The organism is Pseudoalteromonas sp. APC 3893 (genome assembly GCF_030408095.1).
GTDB lineage: Bacteria > Pseudomonadota > Gammaproteobacteria > Enterobacterales > Alteromonadaceae > Pseudoalteromonas.
On sequence record NZ_JASDCD010000002.1, the window covers coordinates 14,548 to 40,313 of the forward strand.

Below are 25,766 nucleotides of genomic sequence, written 5' to 3' on the forward strand. Positions count from 1 at the left end.
TAAGAGCATTGTAATTATTAAAATAAGAGATAAGTTGAATGAGTGAAATGATATTATTGATTGTATACTGCGCAATACTTGGGTGCGGTGTGGGTTTTTTAGCCGGGTTACTAGGTATTGGTGGGGGGCTTGTCATTGTACCAATATTGAGCAGTATATTGCTTCATTTCGAGATTTTACCAGCTGAACAAGTGGTGATTGGCGCAATTGCCACATCGTTAGCCTCAATTTTATTTACGTCTACGTCATCTGCAATCGCCCATCATAAAAATGGTAACGTGCCTTGGGATTTAGCGCCATGGGTAATGACTGGTGTAGCCTTAGGTGCGCTGATCAGCGGCTTTATTGCTGCACTTTTACCGGAATCAGTTGTACGTTTGGTGTTTGCAGTGAGTGTGGTGCTTATCGCAATCAAGATGTTTTTTAGTAAAAGTACCTCAACGAATGAGCGCGACATTCCTAATAAAGGCGTGCTTACTATTTTTACAACACTCACAGGAGGTCTATCTGCCATGATAGGCATCGGTGGTGGTGCATTATTAGTGCCTTTGTTAACGTTCTTCTCAGTTGATATGAAAAAAGCTATTGGTTGCGCATCTGCTTGCGGCATTGTAATCGCATTATTTGGCTCTTTAGGGTATGTCAGCTCGGGGAGTGCTTATTTTTCGCTTGAAGATGGTTTCGCTGGATTTGTATATTTACCTGCGCTTTTTGGCATTGTTTGTACATCTTGGTTTATGGCACCTGTAGGTGCAAAAGCCACTCACTACTTACCAGTTGCGACGATTAAAAAAATCTTTGCCGCCTTATTGGTTGTGACTGCCATAAAAATGATTATGGGTTAACAGTTTGTTTAACCGCCTAAGTTAGGCTATCTAACGCTTTTGACAGGGTTGGGTAAGTAAAGGCAAAGCCTGCGTCTACTAACTTTTGTGGCAAAACAAATTGACCATGAATAAGCAAATCAGCCATTTCGCCCATCAAAATATTAAGTACCCACGCAGGCATAGGTAATATAGCGGGACGATGAAGCGCTTTTGCGAGTATTTTACTAAAATTGTAATTGCTCACAGGTGATGGGGCTGTGGCGTTTATTGCCCCATTTAGGTGGGGGGTTTCAAGCGTAAACTCTAATAATGAAACCATGTCATCAAGATGAATCCATGACATGCCTTGCTCACTACTTGCTATAGGGCCGCCTAAGCCTAGTTTAAATGGCGGCAGCATTTTCGCCAAAGCACCGCCATGACTTGCTAGTACAATACCTGTGCGAATCACGCAGACTCTGGTGTGTTGTGATTGCGCGCTTAGTGCTGCTTGTTCCCAGTCATCGCAAAGTGTGTGGCTAAATTCTGGATGGATTTTTTCATATTGTTCGTTGATAAGTTGAGAGCCTTGACGACCGTAATAGCCAATGGCGCTGCCTGATATAAAAGTGTGCGGGGGAGTGTCACATTGCATTATTGCATCACTAATTTGGTGAGTTAAGCCGATGCGGCTATCTCTGATTTTTTGCTTTTGTTGTGAACTCCAGCGTTTATTTACAATAGGTTCGCCAGCAAGATTAATTACACAATCAATGGTGTTAAAGTTAATGTTACTTACATCATTTACATAGCATAGTTCGTTACCAAGTTTTTGTTCGGCTGATTGTGTGTCTCTAGTTAAAACGCTCAATGTGTGAACGCGTTTTAATTTTTTACACAAAGCACTCCCAACCAAGCCTGTTGCACCAGTGATGAATATGTTCATTTGCCTACCTCAGCGATTATTCAATTAAATTGTTATACGAAGTAAAGCTGCTTTTGATCACTTTGCAAACATTTCATTTTATTAACTTTTCACATACACTGACTGCAGTTTTTATTTTCAAGGATTGTGGTTTGGCGGGACTAACTGGAGTAAACAAAAGTTTAGTTATTTTTGCGGCATTGGTTGTAGGGCTTGCAGGTATTAAAGCTGCAAGTGTTATCGTAATTCCGTTTGTATTAGCGGCATTTTTGGCGATCATCTGTAACCCTTTGTTAGGATTTTTTGCGCGTTATAACATCCCTAAAGGCATTGCTATTATGTTAGTAATGCTGATGGTAATTGGTATTGGCGTTAGTTTAGGTGGGCTTGTAGGGCAGTCATTAACTGATTTTTCAAAGGATTTACCTGAATACAAAGCTAAGCTACAAGAAGAGTTTATTTGGCTGGTGGATGTAGCTGGGCGTTACAATATATTAATTAATAAAGAACAGTTAATCTCAATGTTTAACCCTGGAAAAATGATAGATGTGGCTACAAACATGCTTACAGGACTAGGTGGCGTAATGGCCAATTTGTTCTTAATCATTTTAACTGTGGTGTTTATGTTATTTGAAGGACCGATGTTTAGTAAAAAAATACATATGGCATTAGATGATCCGGATATGAAAATGAAACAAATCGATCGGTTTTTAAATTCGATTAATTCATATTTAGCTATCAAAACGCTAGTGAGTTTGGGGACAGGTGTATTAGCTGCATTAATATTGTGGGTACTAAACGTTGACTACTTTGTATTGTGGGGAGTGGTTGCTTTTATGTTTAACTACATTCCTAATATTGGTTCGATTATCGCGGCAATACCTGCTGTTTTACTTGCGTTAATTACACAGGGTCCTTTAATTGCGGGGATTGTAGGCGCTAGTTATTTAACTATCAACACGGTAATGGGTAATATTGTCGAGCCAAGGTTTATGGGCAAGGGGCTTGGGCTGTCAACGCTCGTGGTCTTTTTATCTTTAATCTTCTGGGGGTGGTTATTGGGCACTGTGGGTATGCTGTTATCGGTGCCTTTAACTATGATAGTAAAAATTGCACTGGAGACCAGCGACGAAGGGCGTTGGCTTGCTACCTTACTTGGTAATGGTGAAGAGATAGAAAAATAACGAAGCTAATTATGCTTGAGTTAAATTAAATAGCCACGCTCTGATGCGTGGCTTTTTATTGCTTGATTAAAACAACTTAAGTGGCTGCTTTAATACCTCAATATGCTGCTCTAAAATAGCTATTTCACAGCGTTTATAAACAATAGCAGCTTGCGTCGCGTTGGGCATTTTGTGCAGGTAACGCCAACGACAGCTATCTTCTAAAAAGCGGTTTTGGCTTTTAATACTGCGTTTAAAGATTGGCATTAACTGGGTGTTACCCGTATCGTCCTGGATTTTACCTAAATCCAATGTCAGTTTATTGATCCAAGTTTGCTGACTGCGCTCTAAAGAGGCGATTTCTTTATCCAAACATTGAATGTATTTTTTAGATTCATCTGTTGTTGGTTGTTCCGCTAAGGTGCATTCATTTGCATATGATGCAGTGCTAAACATCATACATAGTGTGCTTATATATAGATTTAAGCGGTTATTTTTTGCCATTATAATTAAACTCTAAAGTAAATTGCGCGCCATTAAGTTGCTCTGAATCGGCAATTGTTAATGTGCCGTGGTATGACTTCACAAGATCTGAAACGATAGCCATTCCAACTCCATGTCCGCTTTCGTATGTATCTAAGCGGGTGCCGCGGGTAAGTAATGATTCACGTTTATCTAGGGGTACACCTGGACCATCATCACTTATCACAATGCGAAGCGACTTGCTTTGTATAACTTGTATATCGACCTGAGAGCGACAAGCTTTACAGGCGTTATCGATTAAGTTTCCAAGTAACTCAAGTAAATCTGTTTTGTCCCCTAAAAAGTAATCTTTATCAGAGGCAGTACAATGAAATATAATATCTTTGTCGCGGTAAACTTTACTCATTGCATTCAAAATAGAATCAAGAACAGGCTTAATAGCAGTTTGTTTTTTCCATGTGTCTGATGCGCCAGTTGCTGCACGTTTTAATTGGTGTTCGATCATCACATTAATACGGTCTAGTTGCTCTTGCGCGTCGGCATCATTGGCCAGCGGACTTGATTTTAATACGGCAAGTGGCGTTTTTAGCGCATGGGCTAAGTCACTTAAGGATGCTCTATAGCGCTCTTTTTGGCGTTGTTGTGATTCAAGCAGCAGGTTTAAGTCAGATTTAATCGTTTGTAATTCAACAGGGTAAAGTCCCTTTATTTGTTGAATGTCGCCTGATTCGATGGCTTTGATTTCTTTATCTAAGCGTTGCAGGGGGCGTGCGCTCCACACAAAACCAACGGCCATTAATGCTGCAATGGCAACACCCATTACATACATCCAGTTCACTAAGGTTTGTTTAAAGCCATCCATTAAGCGCAGCAATGCATCGTTGCGCTTTAGCAGAATGAACCGGGCTTGCTCTGATTGATCAATATTATTGAGAATAACAGTAAGACTTAATTGCCAATAAATTGTGTTTTTGTATTGTACTCGTCTAAAATCAGCTGCACCGGCTTTTGTTTCTACATAGTCAGGAACAAAGTTCACATTAACAGCAGATTCTGAGTGCCATACTGGCTGATCATCACGATAGATCATGGCGTAGGTATCGGAGTTTAGCCTATTGAGCTCTGGCGCCAAAATTGTGCTAGGCATAATTATGCCGCGCTCAGTAAAGTCGACTTCTGATATCAGGGAATATAAATGTGCTTCAAGTGTTTTTTCTGTCGCTTCAACAAGTGAAGCGTAATAGGCTTTGCCTATAGAGAAAAACAGAATCGGTAAGGCAACTAATAAAACAAAGACAAGGATAAATCCTTGCCTTACTTTTAACGGGATTTGCGAAGCTACCACTGGCTTTTGAGCCTATATCCACGTCCGCGCAGTGTTTCAACTGGGTTTAAGGTACCATCAGGGTCAAGCTTTTTACGTAAACGCAGCACAAATACTTCAATTACATTTGAGTCTAGGTCAAAATCTTGGTCGTAAATGTGCTCAGTTAACTCTGATTTAGAAATTACTTTTTGTGGATTTACCATCAAGTATTCAAGTACTTTGTACTCGTAGGCCGTTAAGCTTAGCTCTTTATCGTCAACCCAAACTTGCTGTGAACGAGTATGAATTTTGATTGGGCCAGCGGTCATTTCAGGATTTGCTTTACCAGCACTGCGGCGAATTAACGCATTACAACGGGCAATTAACTCTTCAACATGAAATGGTTTAGTAAGGTAATCGTCAGCACCAGCATCAAGTCCTTCAACTTTGTCTTGCCAGCGGTCACGCGCAGTAAGGATTAAAATAGGAATAGTCACGCCTTGTGCGCGAGCTTTATTGATTAACTCGATACCGTCGATTTTAGGCAGGCCTAAATCGACAACGGCCATATCAAGTGGGTATTCTGTAATGTGGAATAAACCAGCCTCACCGTCGTGACAAAGATCAACACTGTAGCGTTCTTTTTCTAAAGCATTACGCAGGTTATCTGCTAAGTGTAAATCATCTTCAATTACTAAAATTCGCATTTCTTAATCCTTTTTCACTTTGCCGGTTTTTTTATTAACGTGAACGTCGACTACATGGCCGTCATTTTTTAATATTCTTACAGTATAAATATCGTTTTGGTCAGTAATTTTTAGTGTTTTACCATCTTCGTTTTTTTTAGCAAGCTCAACAGCTTGCTTTTTGCTTATTGCTGCTTTTTTAACGTGGGGTTCTGCAACGCTATTATTCGAATAAACGCTACACAATAAAGCAAACGCCACAAGATTGAAGGCAAATACAGTACGCATGATGGGGAAACTCCTAAACCAGACCTTATTAGTTTAATGAACCAAGCAACTAAAACTCAAGTAAAAACCGTAAAATAGTGTGATTCATTTTAACTAGTCTAGTTAACAACCAGTGAACAAACCCTGAACTTATTATTGAACTTTTTGGTTTTTATTTACCAAACACTTTTTTAAATGGTTTTACTACGGAGCTATCGTAAACACCGCCACTTACATAAGGATCAGCAGCAGCCCATTCACGCGCCTCTTCTAAAGATTCAAATTGTGCAACTACTAACGAGCCTGTAAAACCAGCTTCGCCTGGGTCTTCACTGTCAATGGCAGGTAAAGGGCCTGCTGTTAACAAGCGGCCTTGGCTATCAAGCTCTTCTAATCGAGCAAGGTGAGCAGGGCGAGCCGCTTTTCTAAATTCTAAACTATTCTCTATATCTTTAGAGTAAATCATATACAACATAATGTGTGCTCTGTGTTTGCGAGTAAGAATAAGTCCCATATTAGCACAGGGAATTTAGTCGGCGAAGATTTTAGCTTTACAGTGTGTAACTATTTTTAAACTGAATCTGCTTGAAAAGCCCAGTAGAACACTGGTAGAGTCGCTGGGATAGTACAAAATAATAATAAGGTTTTTAAATGAGCGATAATCGTGAGCACTTTAGCTCCCGCCTCGGATTTATATTAGCAGCTGCAGGTTCTGCGGTAGGTATTGGTAACCTAGTGGGCTTTCCTGTTTCTGCAACAAAAAATGGTGGTGGAGCATTTTTGCTTATTTATGCACTGTTTGTCATTTTTATTTGCTTACCAGTGATGATGGCTGAAATGGCAATGGGCCGCCAAGCGCAAAAAGATCCACTTAATGCGTACAAGCTGCTTTCTGGCAATGATAAAAAATGGACATTTGCTGGCTTTTTAGCTGTGTTAACGCCTTTTATGATTGCAGTATTTTATATGGTTATTACCGTATGGATTTTTGGGTATTTAAGTCAGGTCGCAATGGGTAATCTCGATCAACTTGCGGATCCTAAAAGTTTTGGTGCGTTTATAAATAGTACCAGCGTATTTGGTTACATGGCCGTTGTTGCAATAATTGTAAACTTAATACTCATGGGTGGGGTTAAGCAAGGTATTGAAAAGGCGGCTAAATTCTTAATGCCGGCTTTGTTTGTATTACTCATTGCTCTGGTTGTTTATGTATTGACACTTGATAACGCGATGGCCGGTGTTAAGTATTATATCATTCCTGATATATCAAAAATGAATGCAAGTGTGCTCAATGGCGCATTGGCTCAAGCGTTCTTTTCATTGTCATTAGGTATGGGTATTTTAATGACCTATGCTTCTTATATATCGAAAAAAGACGATATAGTTGGTAGTGCGAAAATGGTTGCTGTTACCGACTCTTTGGTAGCGTTCATTGCAGGCTTAATGGTGTTGCCAGCTATCTTTAGTTTTAACCCAAATACGGATCCAGCGAAGTTATCTGATTCATCAGTATCTATGATTTTTGAATTTTTACCTAAGATCTTACTCGCATTACAAACTGATATTGGTTATCTGGGTGCATCAGTAGTGGCCTTTATATTCTTTTTGTTGGTGTTTTTTGCTGCGATCACCTCTTTGGTGTCAATAGTTGAAGTACCTACAGCAACACTCAGTGAGCGCAAAGGCATCAGCCGTAAGATGGCATTGTTAATTTTATCTGCCACGGTCGGTTTACTCACTGTTTTGTGTACCATGTCATTTGGGATGGTTGAAGGGTTAACATCATTTGTTAACTATGGCGGCGGTTCAAAAAGCATGTTTGACCTTGTGTACGATGTTTTTTATGACACAATTTTACCGCTCAATGGCTTAATGGTGTGCTTGTTTGTAATGTATCGCTGGAAAAAAGCACGCTTAACTGAAGAACTAAGCCAAGGTTGCCCAAGTTACGCCGGTAGTTTCACTGAAAAGTACGTGAACTTTTCACTGTCTACTTTTATTCCTGTCATTTTAGTACTGATATTTATCAATACCGTTGCAACTAAGTTTTTTGCAGTGAGTATTTTTGGTTTTTAGTTCTAGATAATAACTTCCCATAATCAAGCCGTACATTTTATAGTGCGGCTTTTTTATAAGCGTCATAATGCTCCTGCATCTAAATACTGGCCAATGCCAAGCGTAAACATCCAAAGCCCCCATAAACTATGTTCAATCACACAAACAAAGGTTGAGCGGCTTTGGGCGTAGGTATAAGAGAATAACAACCCGCCCAAAAAAGCTAACAGCACAGCAACCCAATTAGCATACACAATATGGGCTAACGCAAATACAGATGCGCTGATCACAATACGTACTGTTTTATTTGGCATTATGCGTTTATAGCGGTGAAAAAAATAAGTTCGAAATATTAGTTCTTGCGGTAATACTGAAAGTAACGGGTAGAGTACAAGCAGTAATAGCCAATCATTAAACGATGTACGGGGCATTATAAACCAGTTGCCTTGATTCATAATTGAATAAAACACGCCTGAGAATAATGCGCCGATAAAAAAGAAACTAAATAACCTGCGCTTAACAGCTGAAAACTCCCCTAAGCTGGTTAATCGAAAACGTTTAAATTGAGGGTCGCCTAATAACAACATACCACATACACTCATCAAAATGATAAGTGCAGGAATAAGCCAATTTGCTAAATGGGCTCTAAGGCCAAACCCGATTAAGGGTAAGGCAATAAATATTAAGGTAAATTCAAACCAACGGTATTGAGAGGCGTTCAAGGTCATCTCGGCTTTGACTTTGCTCGCTAGGCTATCAAGCTAAAACGACATATTTATGACATAGACGGCGATTTTTGCTTATTTACTAGGCTTCACGTTATCCTCGGGGAAGTATTTGTAAAGCGCTAAAATACTGGCAAAGATACTAACAAAGGTGATTGCCATTAAACCAAATACTTTAAAGTTGACCCAAATATCAAGGGGGAAGTTATAAGCAATGTATAAATTAAGCGCTGCTACACTTGCGGTAATGATTATCCAAACTAGATTAAGCTTTTCCCAGGTAGCCTTTGGTACAGCAATCGGTTGCTGCGTATCAAAGGCATTGTTTAGCATCGACTCTAATGCTTTTTGTACTAAGTTTTTAGCAAAAATATACCGGCTAACGATTAATGAAATTGCTAACCCTGCATAAATAATTGTCGCTTTTAGTTTTACGAATTGTGCATCATGAAATACCAGTGTAAGCGTACCGAGTATTATCGCTAAAGCTAAAAATAACCACTGTCGGGTTGGGACTCTGCCTACTTTTAAATAGCTGTAGGCAACTTGGATAAATGTGGTAGCCATTAATAGAGCGGTTGCCCAATAAATATCAGCTAACTTGAATACAATAAAAAATAACAGTAGCGGAATAAATTCAATAATTGCGTGCATACAGCGCTTAGTAAATAAAATTAGGGTTGACGTTTTACCAAGTTATTTACCTAGATACAAGGTTGACTTACGCGTGTGTAAGGCTTAGCCTGCGTGCCTTTGATTTTTAGACCAATTTGAACCGTAACGTTTCGCAACGGGGATTTAGGAGCATTTTATGAATAAAGCAGAACTTATTAGCGCAATGTCTGAGCACAGTAAATTAACTAAAAAAGATTCAAAAGCAGCCTTGGCTAGCATGCTGACAACAATTACAAACTCACTTTCACAGGGTGATCAAGTACAAGTAAACGGATTTGGTACTTTTGCTTTAAGTTATCATCCTGCGCGCTCAGGGCGTAACCCGCAAACAGGTGAAACTATCGAAATTGAAGGTGCGAACAAACCGGTTTTTAAACCCGCCAAAGCGCTTAAAGACGCACTATAATGTAGATTATTCTCACCCTGTTACGCAATTACAGGGTGTTGCTCCTACCTTTTAAATATCTTTAATAATTTCAATAGGTTAGGCGTGGCATGTTGTCTGCTTTTAATTCTAAAAGGTTTTTAAATAAGGAGATAATATGTCTACATTACAAACAGGTACACAACTTAGCGGTAAAACCATCGCTATATTAGCAACCGATGGCTTTGAACAAAGTGAGCTATTTTCACCGCGTAGCGCATTATTAGATGCGGGTGCAAAAGTTGAAATCATCTCAATTAAAGAAGGTGAAATCACCGGCTGGGATGAAGATGTATGGGGCGATAAAGTCACTGTTGATAAGCTCGCAAGCGACGCTGACAGTGGTGATTACGATGCTTTACTCTTACCTGGTGGACTATTTAACCCAGATAGCTTACGCCAAGATAAAGATGCAAAAGCGTTTGTGGATGGCTTTTTTGGTGCGAAAATGAATAAACCCGTTGCGGCAATTTGTCATGGTTCTTGGCTATTAGCTGAGATCAATAAACTAAGAGACCGTACTGTCACGTCATTCCCAAGTATTAAAACAGATTTAATGAATGCAGGCGCTAACTGGGTTGATGAAGAAGTGAGTGTGGATAAAGGCTTAGTAACCAGCCGCAGTCCCGCTGATTTAGCTGCGTTTAATCGTAAATTTATTGAAGAAATTATCGTAGGCAAGCATCAAGCGCATTAATGGCATTTAAAATATAATAAAAAGGGGGCGCTTTGTGCGCCCCTTTTTATTGGTAAACCTTACAGCTGTGTCGCTGCTTTCATTGATGCGACAAACTCTTTCAGGCCTGTCAGCATAGCATCTGGGTTATCGAGGTTTGTTTCGATAATTTTAACTACTGCAGAGCCTGAAATAGCACCTGTAGCGCCAGCTGCTAGCGCCGCTTTTACATCATCTGGTGTTGAAATACCAAAGCCTAATAGTGCTGGAGCACTGTGGTACTCTTTTAATTTAGTGACAATTGACGATGCGGGCATTTGTGCTTTAGTTTCAGTGCCGGTAACTCCTGCACGAGATAGCAAGTAAGTATAACCGCGGCCATATGAAGCACACTGACGCACAGTATCATCTGAGGCGTTTGGCGTAGCAATAAAGATAGGGTCAATTCCGTTACTCATTGCAGCTTGGCGAAACATTTTTGATTCATGTAGGGGCACATCTGCAACTAAGATTGAATCAACGCCAGCAGCTTTTGCATCAGTATAAAACTTTTCAAGGCCACGCTTAAAAACCAAGTTAGAGTACAGTAATAGGCCGATTGGAATATCAGCATTATATTCGCGAACTTGTTTAATGATATCAAAGCAGTCTTGGGTATTAATGTTTACATCAAGCGCACGAATATTTGCAGCTTGGATCACTGGACCGTCGGCAATCGGGTCTGAAAATGGAATACCGAGCTCTAGTGCATCAGCACCACCGTCAATTAAGCTTTTAATTATCTCTACACTTAGCTCTTTATTTGGATCGCCAATGGTCACAAAGGGGACGAAAGCACCTTGATTTTGCTCTTTTAAGGCTGCAAACGTTTTACCGTAACGGTCAGATTGTTGAGGTGCTTGGCTCATGATTGCTCTCCTTTTGACAGTACATCCATTACATGTGATAAGTCTTTGTCACCTCGGCCACTTAAATTAACCACTAAAACAGTTTCTTCTGTTTGTTGCTCAGCGTATTTTAATGCGTATGCAAGGGCATGACTTGACTCAAGTGCTGGAATAATCCCTTCATTTTTAGCCAGTAGCTGAAACGCTTCAAGTGCTTCGGTATCTGTTATACCCACGTATTGGGCACGGCCTGTTTCGTGTAAAAACGCGTGCTGTGGACCTACAGCTGGGTAATCGAGCCCCGCAGATACAGAGTATGATTCTTCAATTTGGCCATCATCATTTTGCATAATATAGGTATATGTACCGTGTAAAATACCTTTAGTGCCTTTACAAATTGTTGCGCCGTGTTCATGGGTATCTAGCCCTTTACCAGCAGGCTCTACACCGATGAGTTTTACACTCGGCTCGCCAATAAAATCTGTAAACATACCAATGGCATTTGAGCCACCGCCAACGCAGGCAAGTACGGCATCAGGCAAACGGCCTTCTGCTTTTAATACCTGTTGTTTGGCTTCTTCACCAATCATTTTTTGAAACTCACGAACCATGGTTGGGAACGGGTGTGGTCCAGCGGCCGTACCAAGTAGATAGTGTGCATCTTTATAATTAGCAGACCAGTCGCGAAGTGCTTCGTTTACGGCATCTTTAAGTGTGCCAGAGCCTGCGGTTACAGGGATGACTTCAGCGCCCATTAACTTCATACGAAATACGTTTGGCTGCTGGCGTTCAACATCTTTTGCACCCATGTAAATACGACATTTTAAGCCAAGTAAAGCACACGCTAACGCCGTTGCTACGCCATGTTGGCCTGCGCCTGTTTCAGCGATTACTTCTTTTTTGCCCATACGCTTAGTTAACAACGCTTGACCTAATACTTGATTGGTTTTGTGCGCGCCACCGTGTAATAAATCTTCGCGCTTTAAGTATAATTTTACTTTCGGGTTTTTAATTAAATTACGTGTAAGCGTTAGCGGTGTAGGGCGACCTGCGTACTCATTCAGTAATTTTTCAAACTCTGCCTGAAAGGCTGCATCAGTTTGTGATTTATTAAATTCATCTTCTAACTGCTTAAGCGCAGGAACTAGGAGCTCTGGCACAAACATGCCACCAAACTCACCAAAATATGCTGGATTGTTCATTTTAACCTCAATATTTACGGATGCTGTTAAATGCATCATTTAATTTGTTTTGGCATTTTTTGCCTGCGCTTAGCTCAACCCCAGAGTTTAGATCTAGACCTTGAGCACCTTGGTATAAAGTGCCTTGGATATTACTTGCGTTTAGTCCACCTGCTAACATAAATGGCTGTTTCGCATTGTTTAGAATTGACCAATCAAATGTTTTACCTGTGCCACCTTCATGGGTATCGCTGTAGGTGTCGTAAAGGTGGCGATCAACGCTATTAAGTTGATCAGGCAAGTTATCTTTGACCGCTTGGGCTTTCCAGATTTCACAATTGTTTGGTAACAGCGGGCGTAGTTCGTCAATGTAAGCTTGGGTTTCTTGTCCGTGTAACTGCACTGCTGCTAGCTTTAAGGTTTGTGCATGTTCAGCAACCTCACCAATGCTGGCATTTACAAACACACCGACAAACGCAAGAGGCGCGCTCTGAGTAATTTGTAACGCACAATCAAGGTCTATAAAGCGGGGAGATTTAGGCGCAAAAATAAGTCCGCCAAACACAGCTCCACTGTTATAGGCAGCGATAGCATCTTGGCTACGGGTTAAGCCACAGACTTTATTTTCACCTAAAATAACACTACGACAGGCGCGTTCTAAATCGCGTTCAGCCATTAATGAGCTACCAATTAAAAACCCGTTACACAATGGCGCAAGGCGTTTAACATCTTGGTGAGTGTAAATACCAGACTCAGAGATAACGACTTTGTCATTAGGGATCAGTTTACGTAATTTTTCAGTCGTCGCTAAATCAGTGCTTAAGTCACGTAAATCACGGTTATTAATACCAATAATTTGTGCATCAAGAGCAAGAGCTCGCTGTACTTCAGCTTCATTGCTCACCTCGGTTAATACTGCCATATTAAGGCTTTTGGCAACGCTTGCTAAAGCTTCATATTGGCTATCGTCAAGCACTGAAAGCATCAGTAAAATTGCATCGCCACCATAAATTCGAGCCATGTAAATCTGATATTCATCAATGAAAAAGTCTTTACAGATCAGTGGTTGCTCTACTTGACTGCGAACAAATTCTAAATAATCAAAACTGCCTTGAAAATATTTTTCATCGGTTAACACACTGATACAACTTGCATGATTTTTATAGACACTGGTGATTTCGGCTAAATCAAAGGGCTCACGAATAAGTCCCTTCGAGGGAGATGCTTTTTTACACTCTAATATAAACTGTGTGCCAGGGGCCGCTAACGCTTTATAAAAGTCACGGTTTGTTGGTATTGCTTGTGCTTTGAAGCTTTCAAGCGGGCGTTTGGCTTTTCGCTCAGTTAACTCTATTTTTTTATCGGCGACTATTTTGTCTAATACATTAGCCATTGGTTACCTCTGGGTTTATGACTTTATTACTTTGCTCAACAATGGCGTTTAATGTGTTTAAGGCTTGACCAGATTTTAAAACGTCGGCAACTTGCTGTGCGCCTGTTTTAAAATCATCTACTTTAGCAGTTAAATACAGCAGCGCTGCGACGTTAACTATAATCGCTGCATTGTGTGCTGGCATGCCTGTACCAGCTAAAATAGCTCGGCTGGCATTTGCGTTGTATTCTGGGCCTTCACCGGCTAGTAATTCAAGTGAATAGTTTGCAAGACCAAAATCTTCAGGAGTAAGTGTGTATTCTTTAAGCTCACCATTATCAAGCTCAACAACAGTGGTGGTGCCATGTAATGCAATTTCATCCGTGCCGGCACCATGAACGACCATCGCCCGCTGTGTGCCTAACGTTTTCAGTGTTTGTGCCATAGGCAGGCATAAACTTTCATCGTAAACACCAAGTAGTTGTACTTGTGGAGCTGCTGGGTTAGCCAGAGGCCCTAGAATATTAAAGATTGTACGTGTTTTTAATGTAGTACGAACGCCCATCGCATGGCGAACACCACTGTGATAATGAGGAGCGAATAAAAACGTAAAACCTGTTTGCTCAAGGCATGCAACGGCTTGTGCTGGGGTCATATCAATATTAATACCCAAGGCTTTAAGTAAATCGGCAGAGCCTGAATTACTCGATACACTGCGATTGCCATGTTTAACCATATTTATGCCGCAAGCTGCGGCTACAATTGCAGCAGTAGTACTAATATTGATGGTGTTTGAACCATCGCCACCAGTACCGCAACTATCTGCAAGCTGCGTTAATTGTGTTTCAAATTGCACTGCATTGGCACGCATAGAGGCAGCAGCGCCAGCTATCTCGTCGCTGACTTCGCCTTTAATTTTTAATGCGACGAGTAAAGCAGATAACTCAATCTCGCTCACTTCGCCTTGCATGATTGCATTGAACAACTGTTGGCTTTGGCTAAAGCTTAATGATGTTTGTGCGAGTAACACATCAATAAGAGCATGGGTGTTATGCGTTGTTGATTGCTGATTTACTGACATAAAATCCTCTACTGCTGTGCGTTAGCTAAAAACTGCATACTTTTTTGCAAAAGTGCTGCGCCATTAGGCGTTAAAATTGACTCAGGATGAAACTGATAGCCAAGGGCGTTATCTTGCTGGTGGTAAATAGCCATCGGGATAGCGCCGAAGTTTGCAATCACGGCTACACTATCAGGGACCATAGTGGCCATTAATGAATGATAACGTGCAACCGGCATGCGCTCGCCCATCCCATTGAAAACAGGGTGTTCACTGAGCTCTATGATTGATGACTTACCATGCACGGCTTCGCCTGCATGGCCAATAATACCACCGTAACTTTGTGTTAATGCTTGTTGCCCTAAGCATATTCCTAGCATTGGAAATTTCCCTTTGCACAATTCAATTAGTGCCATTAAACAACCTGCATCTGACGGTGTTCCAGGACCGGGTGATAACACTAAAATGACAGGTTTTGTCTCACTGCACATTTTATTAAAAATAAGCTGCGCATCTATGTTGTTACGATATACCACTAAATCGCTGCCCAACATAGAAAGTTCATCGACTAAGTTATAACTAAATGAATCAAAGTTATCTAAAAAATAAATTTTTACATCGGCAAGGCTGCTATTATTCAAGCTCATTTTATTGTCCTTGGTACGTCGATTGAATGGCTGTAATAACCGCTTGTGCTTTAGCGCGCGTTTCATTGGCCTCTGATTGTGGATCTGAATCATGCACTACGCCAGCACCAGCTTGAACGTATGCGGTGTTATTTTTAACAAATGCTGAGCGAATCACAATGCAGCTGTCCATCGTACCATCACCTGTTAAATAGCCTACCGCGCCACCGTAACTGCCACGGCGCTTGCCTTCTGTTTGGCGAACAAGTTCTGCTGCACTTACTTTAGGTGCTCCAACAAGCGTCCCCATGTTCATGCAAGCCTGATAGGCGTGTAAGGCGTCAAGCTCGGGTTTTAAAGTACCAACCACTCGCGACACTAAGTGCATTACCTGCGAGTAGCGGTCAACTTTTAATAGTTCTTTCGCATGGCGAGTGCCCGGTACACTAATACGTGCTACGTCGTTACGGGCTAAATCGACCAACATTAAATGTTCTGCGCGTTCTTTTTGGTCGTTACGTAATTCAAGCTCTATACGGCTGTCTAAGTCTGGGTTGATTTGGCCGTTAGCAAACTTGCCACGTGCACGTGTGCCCGCAATAGGATAAACCTCAACCTGTTGACTGGTCGGGCAAAACTTCAATGCTGATTCAGGAGATGCACCAAATAGAGCAAATTCACTGTCGCGCATATAAAACATATAGGGGCTTGGGTTTTGCTGCTTAAGTTTGCTGTAAGCGTGAAGTGGGTTTGCACATGGCAATGAGAATGTCCGTGAGGGAACGACTTGAAAAATATCACCATCAACAATGTGCTTTTTCAAGCCTTGCACTTGCTCACAATATACCTCATCACTAATATCGACATTAACCGTGCTGGTGCCGCTTGTTTGCTCTGCACTGAAATCGCACGCTTGATCGCATACTTTGTTTAAACGTTCGAGCTTTTTGCCTACTTCAAAGCAGTTAGCATGAACATCAGGGCCATTAAATACATTACCGATTAACTCAGTTGTTTTTGCTTGATGATCAATAATAACGAGTGTTTCTGCAAGGTAGAATACATAATCAGGGCAGGTGTTTTCACCATCAGGTACGTCACTGAGCTGTTCAAAGTTAGCTACCATATCGTAGGCAAATACGCCGCCTAAAAATAAAGAAAATGGATTGTGCGTGGTGCTAGTTATATTATTGATACAACAGCGCAGGGCGCTAAATGCGTTATCAGCAACCAACTTACTGGCTTCATCAATATCAGCCGTAGTGCCTTGGTATTCAATGGTTAATGTGTTCTGATTTAATGTTGTGATGCAATTTTCTAACTTATCGTTTAAATAAGGGAGTAATTGCATACCATTGTTAGATTGTGCTGTGACCGTGACGGTTTTACCTGTGCAGGTAATTTTTAATGCGCAATCGACTAAAATTAAACTCTTTACACTGTCTTTTGAATCGATCTCTGCTGATTCTAATAGTAATGAATTATCAGTATCGAGTAACGCATACAATGCCAGTGGGCTGTGTATGTATTCTCGCATTTCGGTGATGCTAGTAACTTCACCTGGCATTGTTGTTATGTGACTAAAAATCAAACCTCATTCCCTCAAAATAATAAACCCCGCAAGCTATGCTGTGCGGGGTTTGAATAACGATATCTATATTTTAGATAGACCATTACCGTCCCGCTATACCAGGCGCCACCACCAACGATGTGTAAGAGTTGTTACGTTATTCATGTTTGTTACCCTAAAATTTAAATATAAAAAAACCCGCATTAAGCGGGTTTAGAATGTGTTAGACACGACAATTCGTCACCCGATAATTTACGAGTGCCACCACCAGATAGTGTTTTGGATTGAATTGATCATTGTTTTTATTCTTTATGTGTCTGTAAGTGGCTACAGTAAACCGTACCTGAGGCGTTAGTGTCAAGTGTTTATTTAAAACAATTTATTTAAAAAATTTGTTATACTTCATAACAATTAAACGATTATAACTTTAGCAGTCATCTCTTTTGATAAAATACGACTTACATAGCCACACCACACATTCAGACGGGCAATTAAGCGTTGAGCAATTATTGCTGCGCGCCGTTGAAAAAAATATCGATGTGTTTGCAATCACTGATCATGACACTGTTGCGGCTATTGAGCCTGCTCAAGCATTTATAAAAAGCCAACAATTACCGCTGTCATTGATCCCAGGTGTTGAAATATCAACAAAGTGGGAAAGCTTCGAGATCCATATTGTCGCGCTCAACGTAGACGTACAACAGATCGAGCTTTGCGATTTACTATCACAGCAGCAGCAAAAACGTGCTGAACGGGCAAAAGAAATTGGCCGACGTCTTGAAAAAAATGGCTTTGACGGCATTTATGAACAGGCAAAAGCACTTGCAGAAGATGCTCAAATAACCCGTGCGCATTACGCCAGAGCATTAGTAGAGCGCGGTGTTGCTAAAACGATTCCGGGTGTGTTTAAAAAGTATTTAGGCCGCGCTAAAACGGGTTATGTACCAAGTACGTGGTGTGATATGCAAACGGCTATTAGTGCAATTCATGCTGCTGGTGGTGTCGCGGTTATCGCGCATCCTGGGCGCTATCAAATGTCTAATAAATGGCTACGCAAGTTATTGCTACAATTTAAAGAAGCTGGTGGCGATGCAATGGAAGTTGCACAGCCGCAGCAAGCGCCTAGTGAGCGCCAGTTTTTAGGTGAGTTAAGTCGCGAATACGGCTTACTTTGTTCACAAGGGTCAGATTTTCATTTTCCTACCAGTTGGTTAGAACTAGGAAAAAACTTATATTTGCCAAAAGATTGCCAAGGCGTTTGGCAAACTTGGGAAGGCCAAGAAGGAGACGCACATGAGTGATTTTTTTCATATTCATCCAGATAATCCGCAGCCGCGATTAATAAAGCAAGCGGTTGATATTATTAAAAAAGGTGGTGTTGTTGTCTACCCAACAGATTCTGGCTATGCAATTGGCTGCAATTTGGGTAACAAACAAGCAAAAGAGCGTATTGAGCGCATTCGTGGTATTGAGAAACACCATAATTTCACTTTGGTTTGCCGCGATTTATCCGAGTTATCAACTTATGCCAGAGTAGATAATCAGTTATTTAGGCTTATAAAAAATAACACGCCAGGGCCTTATACCTTTATTTTTAAAGGTACTAAAGAAGTGCCTAAACGGTTATTAAACGATAAGAAAAAAACCATCGGGATCCGCGTAATTGAACATCCAATTACTTGTGCATTACTGGCCGAGTTAGGTGAGCCGTTAATGTCATGCTCACTGATTTTACCAGACGAACAATTCACAGAATCAGATCCTGATGAAATTCGTGACCGCATTGGCCCATTGGTTGATTTAATCATCCACGGCGGCTATTTAGCAGAGCAAGCAACCACGGTAATAGATTTATCAGAAGATGATGTTGAAGTGCTACGAGTTGGCTGTGGTGACACCGCACCGTTTGAATAGCGCATATTGTAGTGAACGGTGTGGATAACCCAAACCCTGTTGAGCCTCAAGAGCCAGTGCAGCAAAAGCTGCCGCTGGCTTTTTTGCATGGCAAAGCGGTTATTGATACCCCCGAAGATTTATATATTCCTCCTGATGCTCTTGAAGTTATTCTTGAAACATTTGAAGGGCCGCTGGATTTACTACTTTATTTAATAAAAAAGCATAAACTAGATATTCTTGAGTTGTCCATTTTTAGTATCACTGAACAATATGTTCGATACGTAGAAATGATGAGCGAATTTCAACTTGAACTGGCGGGAGAGTATTTAGTAATGGCGGCGCTTTTAGCGCAAATAAAATCGAGATTATTGTTACCAAAACACGAAGAGCTGGAAGAAGAGGAAGATCCTCGTGCTGAGCTGATACGCCGTTTGCAAGAATATGAACAATTTAAAAAAGCAGCTGAAAACCTAGATGAAATCCCTCGAGTTGGGCGAGAAATATTTACAGCTCACGCTTTAATGGCCGAGCAAGAAGAGCCAAGTCAATTATTACCGGATGTAGAATTAAAAGACCTACTTTTAGCGCTCAGTGATGTGATGGCCAGAGCTAAAACCTTTGAGCATCATCAAATAACCGCTGAAGCACTCTCAACCCGAGAGCGAATGAGCTTAATTTTGGCGAAACTCTCTAATGCGGGCACACAACTGCCATTTACTGAGTTATTCACCCTAGATGAAGGACGCAGCGGCGTAGTCGTTAGCTTTATCGCCATGTTAGAGCTCATTAAAGAAAGTTTGATCACTTGTCTACAAGTAGAGCCTGCCACGCAAATATATATAGGTTTAGTTGAAAATAATTAGTGTTGCGTAGTTCATATTCGATCAGTTAGTTTTGGCTGCTATATCAAATCAACGAGTTAATCTGCTTAATTGCTCAGACTCATCGCGACTGTGTGTTAGAAAATATCATTGCTTAATTGTTAAATATTCGGTTTAATAGGGACATAATGAATGCTGAGTAGCGCAGGGATAGCTTAGATACGATAGGCACGCCAGTAAAGTTGGCTTGATATCGCTTAGGTCATAAAAAACCTTTCCTTATAAGTAAAGTCCATAGCATAAACAACACCAACTCTAACACACCGAGCAGGTAGCGCCTCAGTCCAACAAGCGATTATGCAACATAAACTGCGTGTCGCATAAATACTAAAATGTTATGTGCTTCAGAAGTTGAGATTATGCATTTAAAGTTTTTGAGTATTACAATCCTTTTGATTATGTTGTCGGCGTGTGCTGAACGGCGAATTGATATCATTGATCGAAATGGAAAAATAGTTGGTGGTTGTATTGCTGGGTTTGATTGGCATCTTCATGGATTACAAGACTCAATTGATTACATGCTTTATCAATGCGCTAAAGAGTCGATAGCGGCGGGGTATTCTATAACCGATAACTCACTACTCGAAAAGGATTTTTCTCTACCCGATCCCCCAGCGGGTAAATCGTGGAACAGGAAATTAGCAATAGAGAGTTATAAAAAAGGGGACATTACAGAAAGGAAATTAGGGTATGTTCTTGCTGAGATTGAATACAGTTACCAAAAAATCATAATGGCAGCTGAAGATGACCTGTCTGAGGGTAAAATAGATATGGTCGAATTCAATCAGATAACCAGAAAAGCTAGATTTGAGTGGCTTGGTGAGTAAAGCACATAACAAACAACTGTTGTCGCTCACTGCGTTCGCTGGGACAGTAACATGGAGGCTTCTGTTGCTTCGCTCCAAGTTAAGCCTGCATGTTACTGCCCCAAAGTTGGGCGTTAAAATTTTAGGATAGTCCAATGGTAACTCCAATAATAATTCTTTTAATTCTCTTTTCCCCGTTAGTAATTGCTTTTCTTTATTCGAAATTTAAAAAAGTACCAATTAACATAAACAAATATGCTTGTTGGGGGCTAGGTCTAGCATTCATATTCTTTTTTATCGGTCACATAGTAAAAGCAAATGGAATGGCTGAAATGTTACCGCCTTGGGTGCCTTTTAAAATGCCATTAATATATATTACTGGTGCAATTGAGCTGTTAGTTGGTATCGCTCTTTTTGTATCAAGATTTCAACTTGTCGCTGCAAAACTTGGTATTATTATTTTAATAGTTTTCTTCCCTGCAAATATATATGCTGCATTAAATAGCGTTGGCCTTGGTGGGCATCAATGGGGGCCTATTTATTAATACGCGCTCCCTTACAAATAATATTAATAGTATGGGCGTATTATTTGTGCATAAAAAATTATAACACATATAAGCCTTTACTCTGTCAATAGGCACTAGTATTCTTTTTGACCGTTTTTATACTGTGACGGTCAATCCTAAATCAATAAACAAATTCGTTTTCTTCGTCAGTCGATGTGGCTGTTAAGTAAGTCGCTTATGGCAAACATATAAACAACAAAACAGGACATGCACATTTTTAGAAAAATTATGTGTTTTCTTTTTAATTCTCTCCAATTGTAAGTACAATTGACCTGACTCGCCAACTCGCACTCTTTACAATAAATGCCAACTCGCACCTTTGATATGAGGTAGGCCAAGTTACACTTTCCATACAAATACAAACCTGTCATTTTTATTGTGCATATACGCACATAACTTGTTTATTGTTCGCTATTTTCTTTTTATTCGGTACGGGCTATTCTAGGTCCATCAAATCAAGGAGCCGTTTAGTATGTTTAAAAATACGCAGTCAAGTTATGGTTTAGTCGCAATTTTCCTTCATTGGCTCATGGCATTGATGGTAGCAGGGTTATTTGGCTTAGGGTTATATATGGTTGAATTAACCTATTATGATAGCTGGTATAAAGGGTCAATGGATTTACATAAAAGTGTGGGTATTACACTGGCAGCTTTGCTTATTTTTAGATTTGCATGGCGAGCATTAGGTACACAACCTGATCCAGTTGCAGGCTCAACTAAGTTAGTCAATAAAATAGCGCACAGCGCACACCTAGTGATCTATGTATTATTAATTGGCATCGTGATTTCAGGGTATTTGATTTCAACTGCAGATGGTCGCTCAATTGACGTGTTTACGTTATTTAGTATTCCCGCCATTGAGTTCTCAGTTGAAAATCAGGCAGATATTGCAGGTAAAGTTCATTACTGGGCAGCATGCAGTTTAATAGGCCTCGTAATTTTGCATGCACTTGGGGCATTAAAACATCACTTTATCGATAAAGATAAAACCTTAATTAGAATGATCAAACCACTAAAGGATGATTAGAATGAAAAAGTTATTTGTTACTGCAGCAGTTGCTGCAACACTTTTCGGTGCCACAGCTGCACAAGCCGCTGATTATGTTATTGACACTAAGGGCGCTCACGCGTTTGTTAATTTTAAAATTAAGCACTTAGGGTACAGCTGGTTGCATGGTCGTTTTAATACATTTGACGGTGAATTTAGTTATGATGCTAAAAACCCAAATGCATCAACGATTATGGTCAATATTGATACAAAAAGCATCGATTCAAATCATGCCGAGCGTGACAAGCATTTACGTGGCGGTGACTTTTTAAATGTTGATAAATTCCCAAAGGCGAGCTTTAAAAGCACATCAATAAAATTTGATGATGATGGTGACGAAGCAGATGTAACCGGTGAATTTACACTGCACGGCGTGACGAAAATCATTACCTTTGAGATTGACAAAATTGGCGAAGGTAAAGATCCATGGGGTGGTTATCGCGTTGGTTTTGAAGGTGAGACGAGCCTGAAGCTGGCCGACTATGGTATTGACTATAACTTAGGCCCAGCATCGACTCATGTTGATATTGGCTTATATATTGAAGGTGTACGTAAATAGCCTTTAACTTAACTAGCTAAGTTGACATTGAGCGCCTCATTTTCGTGAGGCGTTTTTTTGTAAGCGCTGGGCCAAAATAGGCCTTAAATTATCGGGTAGCCAACGTAATAAGATTTCATTGTAAGCTTGCTGTTGTTTTACTGCGATAAGGGCTTCATTCAACACATTAATATGCTCATTACCTAGGGTAGTATCTGTACAACCAATGTATCCATCACTCAATTTTGCGGCTTCAATAAGTTGTAATTGAGTTAACTCATCATCGTACCCCATCGATTTTGCAATATAAAAATGCTCACTTGGGTAGCCTAATAAAATATCAATACGTTTCTTTTTTAACATATAAGTAAGACTTGCCAATGTGTCTCGCCCTGGTCTAATAATGATAGAGGCATCGGCACTATTATTAATTATTTTATCTATTTCAACGCCATAAGAGCGACTCATTGAAATACCAAGCGTGAGTTTCTGCTCGTTGAGTAGTTGACTAAAAGATATAGGGTCTGCAGCATCGATTTTTAGCTGGCTAAGAAGTTCTTTATGAATTGATAGCGATGGCGACAAACCCGTTGTGGAGCTTTCCTCACTGAAGCTAATATGTTGGCGGCGATGTTTACTTTGATATAAAGAGAGCATACAGAATGTTTTATTCGGGTTAGACACTTCTTGTAGAGCTCTACTTGACGGGAGTATGACCCTATTAAACGTATAATGAGGTAGTTGTGTTTCTAGTAACGAGATCACACTTTCGTCACGACCTGTACCTGCATATTGCCCATTTAATATATAGTATGGTGCAAAGTCGACTATGACCCAGTTAATTGTTTTGCTTTGCACGTTTAGAGAAACACAACCACATACAATAGAAAAAATGAAAACACGTAACATTGAATAATCTACCGACTTTATGATTCATTAATAGAGTGTAGCAGGGGAATTATTTAAGTAAAAAGTAAAACGCCAGCAAAAGCTGGCGAATATGGTATTGAATGTGTTTATCAAATTAGATTAATTAGCTTTTAGCCATTTAACAAATTGACGAGCATCACTCGCTTTAGTGAATAAGGCGTTTTTTAAACCTTGTGTATCAGAAAAAATGACACGTTGTTTATTCACTGAAATTGATTGCACCGGATGGGCAATTTGGATCATAGATCCGTTATAACTATAAGACATAATAAAACTCACTTTTTTCTTGTTATCTAGGTGCTGCTAATTTTTTATTAGCCTCAAAAGCACATATAGATAGACCATTTGTGTTTAGCTTCATTATAGTGTTGACGATCTTTATGACATTTATGCGACCATATTAAAAATATGTCGTAATCTGAATTAGGGTTCTCGCCGTACAATAACTTAGCTTTATAATATACGTTTTTGCGGGCTTACTGGATCAGGGTAAAGGGGTTAACCGCTAGGCTTTTTAGGACCAAGAGATAATCTTATGTCAGTTTTTTACTTTAGGCAAGTGTTATTTATTTTTTTCTGGTGTTTAGATTCATTTCATTGTAGTTTAAATAGGTAACAGTCGGATGAGCAAATAACAATAAAGTAACCAACTCATGAAATACATATTTGTTAGTGATATTTTTGGTAAGACCGCCCCTCTTAGCCATTTTGCTAGGCAGTTTAATGCTGAGCATCGAATTATTGATCCATACAACGGACAACTTCAAACTGTTGTTGATGAGCCTATCCAATACGCACATTTTATTGATAAGTGTAACCACGATGGTTACTTTCACAAACTTAACTCTATTTTAACTAAGGTTAGTGAATCTACTACGGTAATTGGTTTTAGTGCAGGTGGTGCAGCTGCTTGGCGTAGCGTGGCTAAAGTGAAAAATCCCCATATTAAAAAGCTCATCGCCTTTTACCCGAGTCAAATTAGACATCACCTTGATGTTGCTGCGCCCATTCCCTGTGAAATAATTTTCCCAAGACAAGAACCCCATTTTGATGTGTATACAGTGATGGAAAAAGTCAGTACACAACATAAAATAACCTGCAAAGTTAGTGACTACCAACATGGCTTTATGAATCCGTTATCTGCAGGGTTTAATAGTGCTGGCTACCAATATTTTAGCCAATATTTATTAGCTTAAAATAAGTGTTACCCACAAAGGGGTCTATACTTGTTTTTTTAATTGAAAATATTGACTATGATTTCTTGTTCTAAGCAGTACCAACACTTTTTATCTAACCCAATTGCTAAGCCGCCTTGCAGAATGACTAACGCCAAGATGTATGGCTTTTTTGCTCAAATTGATGAAGTAAAAGTGCAGCGATTCATTGATAACACCTTGAATGTCGCCGCACCACCTCATACTCGATTTGAGGGAGTTGGTGAATATGGCCTTATTACATTCACGGATATCGAAAAAATAGCCTCCCTGACAGCACCTTATGATCAACATGGCTGGATGCAAGAAACTGACATAATCATTTGGTTACCTGTGGCTAAAGTGGTAGAGCAGGGGGGTGATGAAAGTATTACTCACTTGTATTGGTACCCGGCGTTTATTTGCGTTAATAATATTTATGCCTTGATTAATGGCCGTGAAACATGGGGTTATAACAAGTACATGTGTGATTATACAATGCCCCTTACACCTTCCCATGAACTCAACTTTTCGATTTCCATGGATTGCTTTAAGTACTTTGCTCCAGATTCAAAATTACAACAGCACGAGCTTTTTACCATTGTATCGGGTGAAAGTGATGGTCATAGTTTACTCTCAATGCTTGAAAATTTTGGTGAGGATATAGCGGATTTATTCGCACAGAAGCATTTAACAATTGATACAGCTTTATTAAAGCAGTTGTTGAGTGGCTTTGTTAATCCACAAATGGATCAAATATTGTTTAAGCAATTTCCTGATGGCAAAGGCGATGAAGCGGTGTACCAAGCCGTTTTATATTCACCGTCTGAAATTAAAAAGGTGCATAGTTTTAAACTATTAAAACCAGATTTTGATTTAACCTTGAACCAACTTGATAGCTTCCCGTTGGCAGACATGTTTGGTTTTAAAATAGGCAAGCAACCGCTTTATTTACCATTTTATATTGAAATGGACTTTGATCAGCTTGAAGCAAATCACCTCTAACCGGTTATATTGAGAA

30 protein-coding genes are annotated in these 25,766 nt (G+C 40.1%); 14 read left to right on the plus strand and 16 right to left on the minus strand.

Annotation, left to right across the window (positions count from 1 at the left end; translation table 11 throughout):
- The first annotated feature begins 38 nt into the window (after window positions 1-38).
- Window positions 39-845, plus strand: a complete 807-nt coding sequence (locus QMA12_RS04160) for a sulfite exporter TauE/SafE family protein (protein WP_087531808.1) — start codon at window positions 39-41, stop codon at window positions 843-845.
- Between the two features lie 16 nt (window positions 846-861).
- Here QMA12_RS04160 and QMA12_RS04165 read toward each other — a convergent pair whose 3' ends face one another.
- Window positions 862-1,752, minus strand: coding sequence for a TIGR01777 family oxidoreductase (locus tag QMA12_RS04165; protein WP_290208853.1), 891 nt, complete (start codon window positions 1,750-1,752; stop codon window positions 862-864).
- 131 nt (window positions 1,753-1,883) lie between these two features.
- Between QMA12_RS04165 and QMA12_RS04170 the strand changes: the two genes are divergently transcribed.
- Complete coding sequence (locus QMA12_RS04170) at window positions 1,884-2,915, plus strand: AI-2E family transporter (protein ID WP_290208854.1); 1,032 nt, start codon at window positions 1,884-1,886, stop codon at window positions 2,913-2,915.
- A gap of 66 nt (window positions 2,916-2,981) precedes the next feature.
- On the opposite strand, the gene QMA12_RS04175 is transcribed toward QMA12_RS04170, so the two are convergent.
- From QMA12_RS04175 to QMA12_RS04195, 5 genes are all read right to left on the minus strand, one after another.
- Window positions 2,982-3,353, minus strand: a complete 372-nt coding sequence (locus QMA12_RS04175) for a hypothetical protein (RefSeq protein WP_254911152.1) — start codon at window positions 3,351-3,353, stop codon at window positions 2,982-2,984.
- Between the two features lie 31 nt (window positions 3,354-3,384).
- The gene (locus tag QMA12_RS04180; RefSeq protein ID WP_087531812.1) at window positions 3,385-4,722 is read right to left on the minus strand and encodes an ATP-binding protein; all 1,338 of its coding nucleotides are present in this window, start codon (window positions 4,720-4,722) and stop codon (window positions 3,385-3,387) included.
- Window positions 4,716-5,390 (minus strand): response regulator transcription factor, encoded by a 675-nt coding sequence (locus tag QMA12_RS04185; RefSeq protein WP_087531813.1) that lies wholly within the window; start codon window positions 5,388-5,390, stop codon window positions 4,716-4,718. The genes QMA12_RS04180 and QMA12_RS04185 overlap by 7 nt, the downstream gene beginning before the upstream one ends.
- 3 nt (window positions 5,391-5,393) lie before the next feature.
- A complete protein-coding gene (locus QMA12_RS04190; protein ID WP_140394305.1) occupies window positions 5,394-5,657 on the minus strand; it encodes a PepSY domain-containing protein in 264 nt (87 codons plus the stop codon).
- A 151-nt stretch (window positions 5,658-5,808) separates the two neighbouring features.
- Complete coding sequence (locus QMA12_RS04195; protein ID WP_087531814.1) at window positions 5,809-6,111, minus strand: YciI family protein; 303 nt, start codon at window positions 6,109-6,111, stop codon at window positions 5,809-5,811.
- A gap of 176 nt (window positions 6,112-6,287) precedes the next feature.
- Between QMA12_RS04195 and QMA12_RS04200 the strand changes: the two genes are divergently transcribed.
- Window positions 6,288-7,712 carry a sodium-dependent transporter gene (locus tag QMA12_RS04200; protein ID WP_087531815.1) on the plus strand — a complete coding sequence of 475 codons (1,425 nt, stop codon included), beginning with the start codon at window positions 6,288-6,290 and terminating at the stop codon, window positions 7,710-7,712.
- 62 nt (window positions 7,713-7,774) lie between these two features.
- On the opposite strand, the gene QMA12_RS04205 is transcribed toward QMA12_RS04200, so the two are convergent.
- Both QMA12_RS04205 and QMA12_RS04210 read right to left on the minus strand, forming a co-directional pair.
- The gene (locus QMA12_RS04205) at window positions 7,775-8,413 is read right to left on the minus strand and encodes a CPBP family intramembrane glutamic endopeptidase (RefSeq protein WP_290209066.1); all 639 of its coding nucleotides are present in this window, start codon (window positions 8,411-8,413) and stop codon (window positions 7,775-7,777) included.
- Window positions 8,414-8,491: 78 nt separating this feature from the next.
- Window positions 8,492-9,070, minus strand: a complete 579-nt coding sequence (locus tag QMA12_RS04210; protein WP_087531816.1) for an inner membrane-spanning protein YciB — start codon at window positions 9,068-9,070, stop codon at window positions 8,492-8,494.
- Between the two features lie 157 nt (window positions 9,071-9,227).
- Here QMA12_RS04210 and QMA12_RS04215 point away from each other — a divergent pair, with 157 nt between their 5' ends.
- Window positions 9,228-9,497, plus strand: coding sequence for an HU family DNA-binding protein (locus tag QMA12_RS04215; protein WP_087531817.1), 270 nt, complete (start codon window positions 9,228-9,230; stop codon window positions 9,495-9,497).
- A gap of 136 nt (window positions 9,498-9,633) precedes the next feature.
- Window positions 9,634-10,212 carry a type 1 glutamine amidotransferase domain-containing protein gene (locus tag QMA12_RS04220; RefSeq protein WP_290208856.1) on the plus strand — a complete coding sequence of 193 codons (579 nt, stop codon included), beginning with the start codon at window positions 9,634-9,636 and terminating at the stop codon, window positions 10,210-10,212.
- Between the two features lie 59 nt (window positions 10,213-10,271).
- Here the strand turns inward: QMA12_RS04220 and trpA are convergent, their stop codons facing one another.
- The 6 genes from trpA to QMA12_RS04250 are packed head-to-tail and all read right to left on the minus strand — an operon-like array spanning window position 10,272 to window position 16,908.
- Window positions 10,272-11,099, minus strand: a complete 828-nt coding sequence (gene trpA / locus QMA12_RS04225) for a tryptophan synthase subunit alpha (protein WP_290208857.1) — start codon at window positions 11,097-11,099, stop codon at window positions 10,272-10,274.
- The gene (gene trpB / locus QMA12_RS04230; protein WP_087531947.1) at window positions 11,096-12,280 is read right to left on the minus strand and encodes a tryptophan synthase subunit beta; all 1,185 of its coding nucleotides are present in this window, start codon (window positions 12,278-12,280) and stop codon (window positions 11,096-11,098) included. The genes trpA and trpB overlap by 4 nt, the downstream gene beginning before the upstream one ends.
- 7 nt (window positions 12,281-12,287) lie before the next feature.
- On the minus strand, window positions 12,288-13,652 hold the full coding sequence (gene trpCF / locus QMA12_RS04235) for a bifunctional indole-3-glycerol-phosphate synthase TrpC/phosphoribosylanthranilate isomerase TrpF (RefSeq protein ID WP_290208858.1): 1,365 nt from the start codon (window positions 13,650-13,652) through the stop codon (window positions 12,288-12,290).
- Window positions 13,645-14,712, minus strand: coding sequence for an anthranilate phosphoribosyltransferase (gene trpD, locus QMA12_RS04240; RefSeq protein WP_087531821.1), 1,068 nt, complete (start codon window positions 14,710-14,712; stop codon window positions 13,645-13,647). Before trpD ends, trpCF begins: the two co-directional genes overlap by 8 nt.
- An 8-nt stretch (window positions 14,713-14,720) precedes the next feature.
- Window positions 14,721-15,338 carry an aminodeoxychorismate/anthranilate synthase component II gene (locus QMA12_RS04245; protein ID WP_290208859.1) on the minus strand — a complete coding sequence of 206 codons (618 nt, stop codon included), beginning with the start codon at window positions 15,336-15,338 and terminating at the stop codon, window positions 14,721-14,723.
- A 1-nt stretch (window position 15,339) separates the two neighbouring features.
- On the minus strand, window positions 15,340-16,908 hold the full coding sequence (locus QMA12_RS04250) for an anthranilate synthase component 1 (protein ID WP_290208860.1): 1,569 nt from the start codon (window positions 16,906-16,908) through the stop codon (window positions 15,340-15,342).
- A 422-nt stretch (window positions 16,909-17,330) separates the two neighbouring features.
- On the opposite strand from QMA12_RS04250, the gene QMA12_RS04255 reads away from it, so the two are divergent.
- From QMA12_RS04255 to QMA12_RS04285, 7 genes are all read left to right on the plus strand, one after another.
- Window positions 17,331-18,188 carry a PHP domain-containing protein gene (locus QMA12_RS04255; protein ID WP_290208861.1) on the plus strand — a complete coding sequence of 286 codons (858 nt, stop codon included), beginning with the start codon at window positions 17,331-17,333 and terminating at the stop codon, window positions 18,186-18,188.
- The gene (locus QMA12_RS04260; protein WP_087531825.1) at window positions 18,181-18,801 is read left to right on the plus strand and encodes an L-threonylcarbamoyladenylate synthase; all 621 of its coding nucleotides are present in this window, start codon (window positions 18,181-18,183) and stop codon (window positions 18,799-18,801) included. Before QMA12_RS04255 ends, QMA12_RS04260 begins: the two co-directional genes overlap by 8 nt.
- Window positions 18,802-18,821: 20 nt before the next feature.
- A complete protein-coding gene (locus QMA12_RS04265) occupies window positions 18,822-19,646 on the plus strand; it encodes a ScpA family protein (protein ID WP_087531948.1) in 825 nt (274 codons plus the stop codon).
- A gap of 377 nt (window positions 19,647-20,023) precedes the next feature.
- Entirely contained in the window at window positions 20,024-20,491 is a 468-nt protein-coding gene (locus QMA12_RS04270) for a hypothetical protein (protein WP_087531826.1), read from the plus strand.
- Window positions 20,492-20,625: 134 nt separating this feature from the next.
- Entirely contained in the window at window positions 20,626-21,015 is a 390-nt protein-coding gene (locus QMA12_RS04275; RefSeq protein ID WP_290208862.1) for a hypothetical protein, read from the plus strand.
- A gap of 493 nt (window positions 21,016-21,508) precedes the next feature.
- Window positions 21,509-22,063 (plus strand): cytochrome b, encoded by a 555-nt coding sequence (locus QMA12_RS04280; RefSeq protein WP_290208863.1) that lies wholly within the window; start codon window positions 21,509-21,511, stop codon window positions 22,061-22,063.
- Window position 22,064: 1 nt separating this feature from the next.
- A complete protein-coding gene (locus QMA12_RS04285) occupies window positions 22,065-22,643 on the plus strand; it encodes a YceI family protein (protein ID WP_290208864.1) in 579 nt (192 codons plus the stop codon).
- Window positions 22,644-22,679: 36 nt separating this feature from the next.
- Here QMA12_RS04285 and QMA12_RS04290 read toward each other — a convergent pair whose 3' ends face one another.
- A complete protein-coding gene (locus QMA12_RS04290; RefSeq protein WP_087531830.1) occupies window positions 22,680-23,531 on the minus strand; it encodes a TIGR02285 family protein in 852 nt (283 codons plus the stop codon).
- 120 nt (window positions 23,532-23,651) lie between these two features.
- The gene (locus tag QMA12_RS04295; RefSeq protein ID WP_167850818.1) at window positions 23,652-23,819 is read right to left on the minus strand and encodes a hypothetical protein; all 168 of its coding nucleotides are present in this window, start codon (window positions 23,817-23,819) and stop codon (window positions 23,652-23,654) included.
- Between the two features lie 386 nt (window positions 23,820-24,205).
- On the opposite strand from QMA12_RS04295, the gene QMA12_RS04300 reads away from it, so the two are divergent.
- Window positions 24,206-24,748 (plus strand): dienelactone hydrolase family protein, encoded by a 543-nt coding sequence (locus tag QMA12_RS04300; RefSeq protein ID WP_290208865.1) that lies wholly within the window; start codon window positions 24,206-24,208, stop codon window positions 24,746-24,748.
- Between the two features lie 123 nt (window positions 24,749-24,871).
- Window positions 24,872-25,750 carry an acetoacetate decarboxylase gene (locus QMA12_RS04305; protein WP_356948018.1) on the plus strand — a complete coding sequence of 293 codons (879 nt, stop codon included), beginning with the start codon at window positions 24,872-24,874 and terminating at the stop codon, window positions 25,748-25,750.
- Window positions 25,751-25,766 lie beyond the last annotated feature (16 nt).

Excerpts from the sequence above, each read along its gene's own strand:
- QMA12_RS04160 (WP_087531808.1), top strand. The coding sequence starts at position 39 with ATGAGTGAAATGATATTATTGATTGTATACTGCGCAATACTTGGGTGC.
- QMA12_RS04185 (WP_087531813.1), bottom strand. The coding sequence starts at position 5,390 with ATGCGAATTTTAGTAATTGAAGATGATTTACACTTAGCAGATAACCTG.
- QMA12_RS04275 (WP_290208862.1), top strand. The coding sequence starts at position 20,626 with ATGGTAACTCCAATAATAATTCTTTTAATTCTCTTTTCCCCGTTAGTA.
- QMA12_RS04200 (WP_087531815.1), top strand. The coding sequence starts at position 6,288 with ATGAGCGATAATCGTGAGCACTTTAGCTCCCGCCTCGGATTTATATTA.
- QMA12_RS04300 (WP_290208865.1), top strand. The coding sequence starts at position 24,206 with ATGAAATACATATTTGTTAGTGATATTTTTGGTAAGACCGCCCCTCTT.
- QMA12_RS04190 (WP_140394305.1), bottom strand. The coding sequence starts at position 5,657 with ATGCGTACTGTATTTGCCTTCAATCTTGTGGCGTTTGCTTTATTGTGT.
- trpCF (WP_290208858.1), bottom strand. The coding sequence starts at position 13,652 with ATGGCTAATGTATTAGACAAAATAGTCGCCGATAAAAAAATAGAGTTA.
- QMA12_RS04295 (WP_167850818.1), bottom strand. The coding sequence starts at position 23,819 with ATGTCTTATAGTTATAACGGATCTATGATCCAAATTGCCCATCCGGTG.
- QMA12_RS04305 (WP_356948018.1), top strand. The coding sequence starts at position 24,872 with ATGACTAACGCCAAGATGTATGGCTTTTTTGCTCAAATTGATGAAGTA.
- QMA12_RS04165 (WP_290208853.1), bottom strand. The coding sequence starts at position 1,752 with ATGAACATATTCATCACTGGTGCAACAGGCTTGGTTGGGAGTGCTTTG.
- QMA12_RS04215 (WP_087531817.1), top strand. The coding sequence starts at position 9,228 with ATGAATAAAGCAGAACTTATTAGCGCAATGTCTGAGCACAGTAAATTA.
- trpB (WP_087531947.1), bottom strand. The coding sequence starts at position 12,280 with ATGAACAATCCAGCATATTTTGGTGAGTTTGGTGGCATGTTTGTGCCA.
- QMA12_RS04245 (WP_290208859.1), bottom strand. The coding sequence starts at position 15,338 with ATGAGCTTGAATAATAGCAGCCTTGCCGATGTAAAAATTTATTTTTTA.
- QMA12_RS04210 (WP_087531816.1), bottom strand. The coding sequence starts at position 9,070 with ATGCACGCAATTATTGAATTTATTCCGCTACTGTTATTTTTTATTGTA.
- QMA12_RS04285 (WP_290208864.1), top strand. The coding sequence starts at position 22,065 with ATGAAAAAGTTATTTGTTACTGCAGCAGTTGCTGCAACACTTTTCGGT.
- QMA12_RS04175 (WP_254911152.1), bottom strand. The coding sequence starts at position 3,353 with ATGATGTTTAGCACTGCATCATATGCAAATGAATGCACCTTAGCGGAA.
- QMA12_RS04290 (WP_087531830.1), bottom strand. The coding sequence starts at position 23,531 with ATGTTACGTGTTTTCATTTTTTCTATTGTATGTGGTTGTGTTTCTCTA.
- trpD (WP_087531821.1), bottom strand. The coding sequence starts at position 14,712 with ATGTCAGTAAATCAGCAATCAACAACGCATAACACCCATGCTCTTATT.
- QMA12_RS04270 (WP_087531826.1), top strand. The coding sequence starts at position 20,024 with ATGCATTTAAAGTTTTTGAGTATTACAATCCTTTTGATTATGTTGTCG.
- QMA12_RS04195 (WP_087531814.1), bottom strand. The coding sequence starts at position 6,111 with ATGTTGTATATGATTTACTCTAAAGATATAGAGAATAGTTTAGAATTT.
- QMA12_RS04280 (WP_290208863.1), top strand. The coding sequence starts at position 21,509 with ATGTTTAAAAATACGCAGTCAAGTTATGGTTTAGTCGCAATTTTCCTT.
- QMA12_RS04220 (WP_290208856.1), top strand. The coding sequence starts at position 9,634 with ATGTCTACATTACAAACAGGTACACAACTTAGCGGTAAAACCATCGCT.
- trpA (WP_290208857.1), bottom strand. The coding sequence starts at position 11,099 with ATGAGCCAAGCACCTCAACAATCTGACCGTTACGGTAAAACGTTTGCA.
- QMA12_RS04260 (WP_087531825.1), top strand. The coding sequence starts at position 18,181 with ATGAGTGATTTTTTTCATATTCATCCAGATAATCCGCAGCCGCGATTA.